Below are 10,979 nucleotides of genomic sequence, written 5' to 3'. Positions count from 1 at the left end.
GAAGGCCGCTCGGTCCCCGCTGTCGCCCTGGATTTGGGCTATGACAGCCCCGCCGCCTTCTCGACCATGTTCAAGCGCCTGACCGGCCTGTCGCCGGTTCGATATGCGGCCGCGCAGACGCCCTAGCGCCGCGCCTCGGCCAGCATCGACACCGCCAGCCCGCCCAGAACCGTGCCCATCAGCCAGCGTTGAATGGACAGCCAGCTGGGACGGCGCGTCAGCAAGGTCGCGATCGAACCCGCCGCAACAGCGATCAGGGCGTTGACGCTGAGACTGATCACCACCTGCGTCATGCCCAGAGCCAACGACTGCGCCAGCACGCTCCCATGGCCCGGCGTGATGAACTGCGGCAGCAGCGACAGATACATGATGGCGATCTTGGGGTTCAGCAGATTGGTCATGAAGCCCATCATGAACAGCCTGCGCGGGCTGTCCTTGGGCAGTTCACGAACCTCGAACGGCGAGCGGCCGCCCGGCTTCACCGCCTGCCACGCCAGATAGAACAGATAGGCCGCCCCGGCGATGCGCAGCGCATCATGGGCAAACGGCACCGCGACCAGAAAGGCCGTGATCCCGAACGCCGCGCACAACAGATAGAAGACAAAGCCCAGCGCCACCCCGCCCAGGGAAATCAGACCCGCCACACGTCCCTGACTGATGGAACGCGAGATCAGATAGACCATGTTCGGGCCGGGCGTCAGAACCATGCCCAGCGCGATCAGGGCGAAGGTTATCAGGCTGGACAGTTCTGGCACCGGCGTCTTCCTCGAACGAGCGGCGGGCGCACGCTCCTTCCCTGCATATACGGCGCGTCGCCTGAGCCAAAGCCGTGATCGGCGGAACGTCAATCAGTGCTTAGCGAGGTTGAGACTTATGCGTCATGATGGGCGGCATGAGCGCTGATCCTGATCTTTTCGCCCTCTGGGCGCGCGGCTGGGCGCTGACGCGCGACGTCGCCCCGCCCGTCTGGGATGATGGCGGCTGGCGCATCGAGGTCGCCGCCGAGGATCAGCTCCGCCGCTTCCTGTTTTCGCAATCCGACGAGGCTGTGGCGCGCAGGGCGGCGCGTGTTCACGAACCGAAGGTCTTCCTTAAGGTCTGCGCCCCGGTCGAGGATGTAGAGCCGCTGCTGCCGAAAGGCTGGATCGCTCGGCAGACGGGCGCAGTCATGACCCTGGACGGCATGATGCGCGACGCCCCTGTCGGTGAAGGTTACTCGGTGGAGATGACGCGGGAAGGAGCCGTGACCTTTTGCTCGGTACGGAGCCCTCAAGGCGTCGAGGCCGGACGTGGCCGCGCGGTGATGGTCTCAGGCTACATCATCTATGACCGCATCGCCGTCGAGCCGCCCTTCCGTCGTCAGGGCGTCGGAGGGCACGTGATGCGCACGCTCCAGACCGCAATGGGCGGAACAGCCAAAGGCGTCCTGACCGCCACGTCAGAAGGACAGGCCCTGTATCGGACCCTCGGATGGCGCGATTGCTCGGCCTACACGACGGCGGTTCTGGAGGGCTGATCGGCCCTCACACCATCGGCGGCGGGCCGGCCAGAACATCACGCTTGCCGGCGTGGTTCGCCTGCGAGACGACGCCTTCCTGCTCCATGCGTTCGATCAGGGAGGCGGCGCGGTTGTAGCCGATCTGCAGGCGGCGCTGGACGTAGGAGGTCGAGGCCTTGCGGTCGCGGGTGACCACGGCGACCGCGCGGTCGTACAGGTCGTCGCCGGAACCGCCATTGCCGCCCTCGTCAAAGGCGTTGTCGCCGTCGCCGTCCGGTTCGTCGGTGATCAGGTCGAGGTAGTCCGGCTCGGCCTGGGCCTTCAGGTGTTTGCAGACGTCCTCGACTTCCTTGTCGTCGACGAAGGGGCCGTGCAGACGAGTGATGCGTCCGCCGCCCGCCATGTACAGCATGTCGCCTTGGCCCAGCAGCTGCTCGCCGCCCTGTTCGCCAAGGATGGTGCGGCTGTCTATCTTGGAGGTGACCTGGAAGGAGATCCGGGTCGGGAAGTTGGCCTTGATGGTGCCGGTGATGACGTCCACCGACGGGCGCTGCGTGGCCATGATCAGGTGGATGCCCGCCGCACGCGCCATCTGGGCCAGACGCTGGACGGCGCCTTCGACGTCCTTGCCCGCGACCAGCATCAGGTCGGCCATTTCGTCCATGACCACGACCAGGAAGGGCAGCGGCTCGGGCCGGATCTTCTCTGACTCGTAAACCGGGCGGCCCTGATCGTCGAAGCCGGTCTGGACCGTGCGCTCGAAATGCTCGCCCTTCTCCTGCGCCTCGCGGGCGCGCTCATTGTAGGAGGCGATGTTGCGCACGCCCAGCTTGGACATGCGGCGATAGCGGTCCTCCATCTCGCGCACCGTCCATTTCAGCGCGACGACGGCCTTCTTGGGATCGGTCACGACGGGCGCCAACAGGTGCGGGATGCCGTCATAGACCGACAGCTCCAGCATCTTGGGGTCGATCATGATGAAGCGGCATTCAGCCGGGCTGTGTCGATACAGGATCGACAGGATCATGGCGTTGACCCCGACCGACTTGCCCGAACCGGTGGTGCCCGCGATCAGCAGGTGCGGCATCCGCGCCAGATCGGCGACATAGGGTTCGCCGCCGATGGTCTCACCCAGAGCCAGAGGCAGCAGGTGCCCCTTCTTGTCGTATTCGGCGCTGGCCAGCAGGTCGCGCAGATAGACGGTCTCGCGCTTGGCGTTGGGCAGTTCGATGCCGATGGCGTTGCGCCCCTGAACCACGCTAATGCGGCAGGCGCGGGCGGACATGGAGCGGGCGATGTCATCCGCCAGCGCCACCACGCGGCCGTGCTTGACGCCCGGCGCGGGGACCAGTTCGTACAGGGTGACGACGGGGCCGGGGCGGATCTGGTCGATCACGCCGCGCACGCCGAACTCCTGCAGCACGCCTTCCAGCATCTTGGCGTTCTGTTTCAGCGAATCCTCATCGACCGAGGCGGTGCGCTGGCCGGGCTTGCTCAATATGCCCAGAGGCGGCAGGTCAAAGTCGCCTTCAGGTCGGGTGAAGTCGAAGGCCTGCTGGTCCAGATCGTCTTTGCGGACCTTGGGCGCCTTGACGGCGGCGACGCGCGGTTCGACGGCGCGTGGGACAGACGGGCGCGGCGCAGTCTCGACCGGCAGCCCCTCTTCCCACGGCGGCAGATCGTCATAGGCGGTCTGGGAACCGGCCTGAGCTTCAGCCCGAGCTTCAGATTGGGCCATGTCCGCATAGGTCGGCGCATCGCCGTCATAGGCCGGTTCGTCCTGCGGCGCGGCGGCGCGGGACGCAGCTTTGCTCCGGGCCGTCTTGGGGGACGTTGCGTTGGCGGGGGCTTCGTCAGACGGCCTGGCGCGCTGGGCCTTCTTGACCGAGGCCTGCGGGGTGGCGGGCGCACGCAGCGACTTGCCCCAGTGCAGGGCGTCGATGAAGTCCATCGCCCGGATGCCGACAGCATAGGCCAGCATCCAAAGGGCGGCGATCAGGAAGATCACGCCAGCGATGATCCGTCCGCCGGGAATATGCAGGGCGATGACGCCCTTGGCGGTCAGGCCTGTGACGGCGTCGCCCCATAATCCGCCTAGACCCGCCGCCAGCGGCCACGCGGCGGGCGCAGCCAATGCGGCCAGGGCGCTGGACAGCAGCAGCACCCCGCCCGTCGCGGCCAGCGCCTTCAGCGGCGTGGGCTTCAGTCTTTGTTGCAGGACGTCGCCCACCGCGCGGGCCACGCCGAAGGCGATCAGCAGCAGGGCGGCGGGCCAGGCCGCCAGCCCCAGCGACTGCATGAAGATGTCGGCGAACAGGGCGCCGTTCGACCCCAGCCAGTTCGTCGTCGGCAGGGTGGAGGCCGCATTCAGGCTGGCGTCCGCCGGGTTCCACGAGATCAGGGCGACCAGCAACAGCGCCGCCAGCAGGGCCTGCAGCACACCCCTGAACCGCACGACAAAGGGCGCGTCCCACAGGATGCGGGCGCTGATCCAGGCCTGACGGCTGATGGCGAGGGCGGTGGACATGAAGGGCGGAACCTTCCGGGCGGCTGACGTTCGGCAGCCCTTGTCGCACCGACAGGGTTAAGGGTGCATTTACCAGAGCCGCATGTGAAGACGTTTCGCCCTCTGGACCTTTGGGCCGCCCGGCGCGACAAGCCTCTCATGTCCGACACCGAACGCTACGACATCATCATCGCAGGCGCGGGCCTGACCGGCGCAGCCTTTGCGCTGGCGGCGGCGCAGGGCGGGCTGAAGGTGGTCATGATCGACCCCCAGCCGTTCGACGCCCAGCTGGCGCCGACCTTCGACGGACGTTCGACCGCCATCGCCTTTTCGACCTTCCGCATGCTGGACACGCTGGGACTGGGCGAATCCCTGCGGCCTCATGCCTGCCGGATGGATCATATTCTGGTGACGGACGGGCGCCGCCCCGGCGCGGCCAGCCCGTCGCCGTCGCCTGCCTTCCTGCGCTTCGACGCCGATGAGATCGGCGGGCGCACGGGGGGCGAGCCTCTGGGTTATCTGGTCGAGAACCGCCGTATCCGCGTGGCTCTGGCCGAAGCCGTGATCCGGGCAGGCATCGAGGTGCGGGCTCCGGCCTCGGTCGCCTCGGTCACCACCGACGCGGGCAAGGCGACGGTCACGCTGGCGGACGGATCAATCCTAACTGCTCCGCTTGTCGTCGGCGCCGAAGGGCGCGGATCAACCGTGCGCCGCGCCGCCGGAATCGAGACGGTCGGCTGGACCTATGGCCAGAGCGGCGTGGTGGCGACGGTGCGGATGGGGCGTGACCACGGCAATGTCGCCCATGAGTATTTCCTGCCCAGCGGTCCCTTCGCCATCCTGCCCCTGACCGACCAGCGGGCCAGTCTGGTCTGGACCGAAACCACCCGCCGGGGCGAGGCCCTGCGCTCAGCCTCGGACGAGGCCTTCCACGCCCATCTGATGCGCCGTTTCGGCGAGTTTCTGGACGATGTGACGGTCGAGGGGCCGCGCTTCGTCTATCCGCTGTCCCTCAGTCTGGCCGAGAAACTGATCGCCCCGCGCATCGCCCTGATCGGCGACGCCGCCCACGGGGTGCATCCGATTGCGGGACAGGGCCTGAACATGGGCCTGAAGGACGCCGCCGCCCTGGCCGAGGTTCTGGCCGAGGCCGCGCGTCTGGGCGAGGATCTGGGGTCTGAGACGGTGCTGGAGCGCTACGCCCGCTGGCGCCGGTTCGACAATGCGGCTCTGGCGGCGGGCTTCGACGCCTTCGTGCGCCTGTTCTCCAACGACATCGCCCCGATACGGTTCGCGCGCAATCTGGGCATGGCCGCCGTCAACCGCATCGGCCCCCTGCGCCGCGCCTTCATGCAGGAGGCGGGCGGCGCGACCGGCGACCTACCCCGTCTGCTGCGGGGCGAGGCGGTTTAGATAAAGCCTATGCCGGCTTAAGCCGTTCAATCACAAGGCCAACGCCGATAAGCCTATCCCCTTCTTGAATACGCCATTCACGGCCATTCTGAAGAAGATCGTTCAGTTCCGGGGCATCGAAGAATTCGATAGTGACGTCTCGTGTCTCTCCCGGGTGACAGGGCACAGTCCCGAAATCGATCTGACCGATCATCATCTCTAATCGGTCGTTGTCGAAGAAACCATGATTGGGTCTGTATCGACCATAGACCGGCAAGGTGCGCCCGCCCTCATCTGCTGACAAAAGCCTGATCCGAGCTTTCACCATGATCGCTCCATCAGCCAAGATCGCCTCCCGGGATCAATTCAACCGCATCCGCACGCGGTCGAAACTGGTCGAACGCTGGGCCTCTTCCAGTCCGTTCAGACCGTGCGCCTGCGACAGGGCCTGAAGCGAACCGGCCAGGGCGCCCTGTTTCTCACGCGCCGAGGCCACGTCCAGCCAGTGACGAGGATCGTCCGGCGCCAGCAAGGCGCGGCGCATGGCCGAGCGTTCGGCGCCGACATAGTCCTGACTGCGGATGGCGCGGTGAAACAGCACATTCTGCAGCCGGATCAGCGACTCGCGGTCCGACACAGGGGTCATCAGCACCTCCAGACGATCCGCCACATGGGGCGTCAGGCCGGCGCGAAGGGCGCGGCGTGTCAGTTCGCTGGGCATGACCAGCCGCCCATGCGCGAAGGGGTCCAGCGCCACCGGGCCTACAGGCGTCTCGACCCGGATCATGAAATGGCCGGGGAAATCCACGCCCGCCGCGTTCAGACCCGCTGCGCGGGCGGCGTGCAGATAAAAGACAGCAAGCGCCGCCGACAGACCGCGCCGACGCTCGGCCACATCAATGATGTCGGTGTTGGACGGGTCGTCATAGTTCAACAGGTCGCCGTTCAGCCGCAGGTCCGAGCCCATGGTTTCGGACAGGGCGTCATCAGGGCTTTCGGTGGCCACCCGCTCCTGCAGCCGTTCGCAGGCGCTCTGGGCCAGGATGCGGACCGGTTTGACGTCGCGCATGGGATAGTCGTGAATGGCGCAGGCGATTGCGGCCTCCAGCAAGGGGAAGGCGTCATCGTCGGCTTCGCCCGCCGACGTCAGGATGGCCTCGGCCTCCTCACGCGTCATGCGACCCTGGGTCCTCGTTTGCGTCAGACGCCCCGAACATGACGCGGAAAGCGGCCGGGGGCCAGCGCCACGATATCAATTCTCAAATCAAGAGCTTGCAGGGCGGGTCGATTGCGCCGGATCGCCTGCCCCGCTGCGACCAGACGCTGCCTCTGGACGGGTTTCATCGCCTCAAGCGCCGCCTGCAGATTTGCCCGCCGCTTGACCTCGACCACCGCCAGCACACGGCCTCTCCGGGCCAGGATGTCGATCTCACCCCCGCGTGACTTAAGGCGAAAGCCCAGGATCTGATATCCCTTGGCCATCAGAAGCGCCGCCGCCCCCCATTCGGCGGCATGGCCGGATTTGAACGCCTGCCCGCCCTTGGCCTGACGCCACGCCGCCTTGGGACGACGGATCGGCGCCGGGCGGGGCAGGCGTTCGCTCACTTGCCCTGAAGCTCCAGCGCGCGGCGGTACAGGGTCTTGCGGTTCAGGCCCAGGGCCTTGGCCACCTCAGAGGCGGCCTCGCCGGTCGGCAGGCGCTTCAAGGCTTCAGTCAGGGCGGCGTCGGCGTCGGCCTCGGACGCCTGCTCGACCTCGCCCGGCCCCACGACCACGACGATCTCACCCTTGGGGCCATCCAGTTTCGGGTGGGCCGCCAGTTCGTCCAGCGAACCTCGCACGCATTCTTCGTAGAGCTTGGTCAGCTCACGCGCCACGGCGGCGGGACGCGGACCCAGCACGGCGGCCATGTCGGTCAGGCTGTCTTTCAGGCGCGGGCCGCTTTCGAAGAAGACCAGGGTCTGGCGCTGGCTCTTCAACTCCTCCAGCGCCGTGCGGCGGCCTGCGGTCTTGTTGGGCAGGAAGCCGGCGAACAGCACCCGGTCTGCGGGCAGGCCCGCGATGCACAGGGCGGCCAACAGGCTGGACGGGCCGGGAATGGGGTGGACCGGCAGGCCCTCGGCGATCACGGCGCGGGCCACGACAAAGCCGGGGTCGCTGACCAGAGGCGTTCCGGCGTCGGACACCAGGGCCACCACCTGACCTTCGCGCAGACGTTCAATGGCCTGTTCCGCCGCGCGGGCCGAGGCGTGGTCGTCGCAGCGTTCCAGTTTGGCTTTCAACCCATAGGCCGACAGCAGTTTGGCGGTAACACGGGTGTCTTCGGCCAGCACCAGATCGGCGGCGGCCAGCACATCCAGCGCCCTCAGCGTCATGTCGCGCAGGTTCCCGATCGGAGTGGCGACCAGATAGAGGCCCGGTTCGACCCGTCGTGGCGGCGGGGCGGTCGGGGGATAGAGTGCAGGCTCGGTCATCGGCGGACCGTGCCTGCACCCGTCTGTTCGTTCAAGCCGGGATCAACGCTCGACCAGGGGCGCAGGCGGCCGAGGCGACGACGTCAGGCCCGTGCCCTGGAAGGTCGGACCCGCATCATAGGCCGCAAAGGTCGCCGCCGTGATGATTTCCGACACCGAGGCGCCCAGTGACACGATCTGCACCGGCTTCTCCAGACCGACCAGCAGCGGACCGATCACGGTCGCGCCGTCCAGCGCCTGAACCAGCTTGGTCGAGATGGCGGCCGAGTGGATGGCGGGCATGACCAGGGTGTTGGCGGGCTTGGTCAGGCGGTTGAAAGGATAGGCGGGGTGCCCCTTGGGATCCAGGGCGACCTCTGGCGGCATTTCGCCTTCGTATTCGAAATCGACGCCGATCTTGTCCAGGATGCGGATGGCCTCGCGCACCTTCTCGCTGCGGTCGCCGGGCGGGTTGCCGAAGGTCGAATAGGACAGGAAGGCCACGCGCGGATTGCGGCCCAGTTTGCGAACCGTCTCGGCGGCCTTGATGGCGATTTCCGCCAGTTCCTCGGCGCCCGGCAGTTCATGGATGGTGGTGTCGGCGACGAACAGGGTGCGTCCCTTGGCCAGCAGGATCGACAGGCCGATCAGGGTGTCTTCCACGTCCAGAACGCGCTGCACCTCCTTCAGGGCCATGTTGAAGTTACGGGTCACGCCCGCGACCATGCCGTCGGCGCGGCCCTTGGCGACCAGGGTGGCGGCGTAATAGTTACGGTCCTGATTGATCATCCGCTGCACGTCGCGGCGCAGATAACCCCGGCGCTGCAGTTTTTCGTACAGCCACTCGGTGTCTTCGACATTGTGGCCCGAGACGCGGGCGTTGGTGATCTCGATGCCCAGATCGTCGAAGTTGAATCCGGCCTCTGCGGCGTTCTGACGGATCAGATCCTCGCGTCCGACCAGGATCGGCGTGCCCAGCTCGGCCTGTTTGAAGCCCCAGGCGGCGCGGATGACGGCAGGTTCTTCACCCTCGGCGAAGACGATGCGCTTGTCCGGTCCGCCGCGCACAGCCGAGTTGATCTTCTGCATCAGGGCGGCGGACGGGTCGACGCGCGAACGCAGGGCGTTGCGATAGGCGTCCATGTCCTCGATCTGAACGCGCGCCACGCCCGTATCCATGGCCGCCTGGGCGATGAAGGGCGGGATGTACCAGATCAGGCGCGGGTCGAACGGGGTCGGGATGATGTAGTCCGGGCCGAACTTCAGCTTGCGCCCGCGATAGGCGGCGGCGACCTCGTCCGGCACGTCTTCGCGGGCCAGGGCGGCCAGAGCCTGAGCGCAGGCGACCTTCATCTCGTGATTCACGCGCCGCGCCCGCACGTCCAGCGCGCCCCGGAACAGATAGGGGAAGGCCAGGACGTTGTTGACCTGGTTCACATAGTCCGAACGGCCCGTGGCGATGATGGCGTCGGAGCGCACCGACTGAACATCCTCGGGGGTGATTTCCGGGTCCGGGTTGGCCATGGCGAAGATGATCGGATTGGGCGCCATGGAGGCGACCATCTCCTTGGTGATCGCGCCCTTGGCCGACAGGCCCAGCACCACGTCGGCGCCGACCATGGCCTCGGCCAGGGTGCGGAAGGGTGTGTCGGTCGCGTGGGCGGCCTTCCACTGGTCCATGCCGTGCTCGCGGCCCTTGTAGACCACGCCGTCACGGTCGCAGATCACGGTGTTCTCGGCCTTGACGCCCGCCGCCTTCATCAGGGCGATGGACGACAGGCCCGCAGCACCTGCGCCCGCCAGAACCACCTTGACCTCGTCCAGACGCTTGCCCGCGATATGGACGGCGTTGATCAGACCGGCGGTCGAAATGATGGCCGTGCCGTGCTGGTCGTCATGGAAGACGGGAATGTCCAGCAGGTCCTGAAGCTCGCTCTCGATGACGAAACATTCCGGGGACTTGATGTCCTCCAGATTGATGCCGCCCCAGGTGTCGCCGATGTTCTTGACCACGGTGATGAACTCGTCCGGGTCGGTGGTCTTCACCTCGACATCGAAGCTGTCGACGTCGGCGAAGCGTTTGAACAGGACGGACTTGCCCTCCATCACCGGCTTGGAAGCCATGTGGCCCAGATTGCCCAGGCCCAGAATGGCCGTGCCGTTCGAGATGACGGCGACCATGTTTCCCTTGGAGGTGTAGTCGTAGGCCTTGTCCGCATCAGCGGCGATGGCCAGCACCGGCACGGCGACGCCCGGCGAATAGGCCAGCGACAGATCGCGCTGGGTCGCCATCGGCTTGGTCGGCGCCATCGAAATCTTACCCGGCGTCGGAATGCGGTGGAAGTCCAGCGCCTCTTCGTCGGAGAAGGTCTGTTTGTCGGTTTGATCGGGCATGATGTCGGGCGTTTCCGGGCGCGTCGTTTCTGGTTGTCTTGCCTGTTCCTAAAGCGGGCGGGAAGACGGGACAACCACAGAGCCGGGAACACGGCGTCACGGGCCGCAAAAGCAAGACCTGCGGCGGTCTGCGTGATATTTGTGCGGAAAAGGTGACCGTGCGGAAGCTGTTCGTGCGGTTTGCCGCAAAAACCCGTCGTCGTCAGATCGACAGGACGCCCGTGCGCTCGATCTCCACCGGGCCAGTCATGAAGACATGGTCGGTGTCGGCGTCCCAGTCGATGACCATTTCGCCGCCGTCCACGACCACCGTGGCCTTGCGTTCGGTCAGGCCGCGCCGGGCGGTGGCGACCAGGGCGGCGCAGGCGCCGGTGCCGCACGCCTTGGTCAGGCCCGCGCCCCGCTCCCAGACGCGCAGGCGGATATGGTCGCGGTCCAGCACATTGGCGAAACCGACATTGACCCCTTCAGGGAAAAGGGGGTGATGCTCGACCAGAGACCCAGAGCCGGTGACGAAGGCGTCGTCCTGACGGTCGGTGAAGAAGACCACATGCGGATTGCCCATCGAGACGGCGCCCGGCGTGTGCAGAACCGGCGCGTCGATGGGGCCGATCTGAAGTTCGATGTTGCGGGTGTCCATCTCCTCGGACAGGGGCACCTGGGACCAGTCCAGACGCGGCTTGCCCATGTCCACGGTAACGCGGTGGTCGCCTGCACGGGTCGCCGTGGCGGGGGC

Annotated in this window: 11 protein-coding genes; 3 read left to right on the top strand and 8 right to left on the bottom strand. The window is 66.7% G+C overall.

What is annotated here, in order from left to right:
- Nucleotides 1-126, top strand: a 126-nt coding sequence (locus tag QZ281_RS17965) for a helix-turn-helix domain-containing protein (protein WP_292230945.1), incomplete at its 5' end; no start/stop codon positions are given.
- Here QZ281_RS17965 and QZ281_RS17960 read toward each other — a convergent pair.
- Nucleotides 123-755 carry a LysE family translocator gene (locus tag QZ281_RS17960; protein WP_292230940.1) on the bottom strand — a complete coding sequence of 211 codons (633 nt, stop codon included), beginning with the start codon at nt 753-755 and terminating at the stop codon, nt 123-125. The genes QZ281_RS17965 and QZ281_RS17960 overlap by 4 nt on opposite strands.
- A 137-nt stretch (nt 756-892) precedes the next feature.
- Between QZ281_RS17960 and QZ281_RS17955 the strand changes: the two genes are divergently transcribed.
- On the top strand, nt 893-1,516 hold the full coding sequence (locus QZ281_RS17955) for a GNAT family N-acetyltransferase (protein ID WP_292230938.1): 624 nt from the start codon (nt 893-895) through the stop codon (nt 1,514-1,516).
- A 7-nt stretch (nt 1,517-1,523) separates the two neighbouring features.
- Here the strand turns inward: QZ281_RS17955 and QZ281_RS17950 are convergent, their stop codons facing one another.
- On the bottom strand, nt 1,524-4,025 hold the full coding sequence (locus QZ281_RS17950) for a DNA translocase FtsK (protein ID WP_292230935.1): 2,502 nt from the start codon (nt 4,023-4,025) through the stop codon (nt 1,524-1,526).
- A gap of 138 nt (nt 4,026-4,163) precedes the next feature.
- Here QZ281_RS17950 and QZ281_RS17945 point away from each other — a divergent pair, with 138 nt between their 5' ends.
- Nucleotides 4,164-5,417 (top strand): UbiH/UbiF/VisC/COQ6 family ubiquinone biosynthesis hydroxylase, encoded by a 1,254-nt coding sequence (locus QZ281_RS17945; RefSeq protein ID WP_292230943.1) that lies wholly within the window; start codon nt 4,164-4,166, stop codon nt 5,415-5,417.
- A 7-nt stretch (nt 5,418-5,424) separates the two neighbouring features.
- Here the strand turns inward: QZ281_RS17945 and QZ281_RS17940 are convergent, their stop codons facing one another.
- The 6 genes from QZ281_RS17940 to dapF form a co-directional block, all read right to left on the bottom strand.
- On the bottom strand, nt 5,425-5,742 hold the full coding sequence (locus QZ281_RS17940; RefSeq protein ID WP_292230932.1) for a hypothetical protein: 318 nt from the start codon (nt 5,740-5,742) through the stop codon (nt 5,425-5,427).
- Between the two features lie 15 nt (nt 5,743-5,757).
- Entirely contained in the window at nt 5,758-6,573 is an 816-nt protein-coding gene (locus QZ281_RS17935) for a transglutaminase family protein (protein WP_292230929.1), read from the bottom strand.
- A 23-nt stretch (nt 6,574-6,596) separates the two neighbouring features.
- A complete protein-coding gene (locus QZ281_RS17930) occupies nt 6,597-7,001 on the bottom strand; it encodes a YraN family protein (protein ID WP_292230926.1) in 405 nt (134 codons plus the stop codon).
- Nucleotides 6,998-7,870 carry a 16S rRNA (cytidine(1402)-2'-O)-methyltransferase gene (rsmI, locus tag QZ281_RS17925; protein ID WP_292230922.1) on the bottom strand — a complete coding sequence of 291 codons (873 nt, stop codon included), beginning with the start codon at nt 7,868-7,870 and terminating at the stop codon, nt 6,998-7,000. The genes QZ281_RS17930 and rsmI overlap by 4 nt, the downstream gene beginning before the upstream one ends.
- A 42-nt stretch (nt 7,871-7,912) precedes the next feature.
- Nucleotides 7,913-10,243, bottom strand: a complete 2,331-nt coding sequence (locus QZ281_RS17920) for an NADP-dependent malic enzyme (protein ID WP_292230920.1) — start codon at nt 10,241-10,243, stop codon at nt 7,913-7,915.
- 202 nt (nt 10,244-10,445) lie between these two features.
- Nucleotides 10,446-10,979: diaminopimelate epimerase (gene dapF / locus QZ281_RS17915; protein ID WP_292230919.1), on the bottom strand; the 534-nt coding region annotated here is incomplete at its 5' end.

The organism is Brevundimonas sp., assembly GCF_018608325.1.
GTDB lineage: Bacteria > Pseudomonadota > Alphaproteobacteria > Caulobacterales > Caulobacteraceae > Brevundimonas.
Note: the sequence above shows the minus strand (reverse complement) of the source record. Positions and strands in the feature narration are given on the sequence as shown.

Coding starts and splice junctions, on each gene's coding strand:
- QZ281_RS17955 (WP_292230938.1), top strand. CDS start 893: ATGAGCGCTGATCCTGATCTTTTCGCCCTCTGGGCGCGCGGCTGGGCG.
- QZ281_RS17950 (WP_292230935.1), bottom strand. CDS start 4,025: ATGTCCACCGCCCTCGCCATCAGCCGTCAGGCCTGGATCAGCGCCCGC.
- QZ281_RS17945 (WP_292230943.1), top strand. CDS start 4,164: ATGTCCGACACCGAACGCTACGACATCATCATCGCAGGCGCGGGCCTG.
- QZ281_RS17935 (WP_292230929.1), bottom strand. CDS start 6,573: ATGACGCGTGAGGAGGCCGAGGCCATCCTGACGTCGGCGGGCGAAGCC.
- rsmI (WP_292230922.1), bottom strand. CDS start 7,870: ATGACCGAGCCTGCACTCTATCCCCCGACCGCCCCGCCGCCACGACGG.
- QZ281_RS17920 (WP_292230920.1), bottom strand. CDS start 10,243: ATGCCCGATCAAACCGACAAACAGACCTTCTCCGACGAAGAGGCGCTG.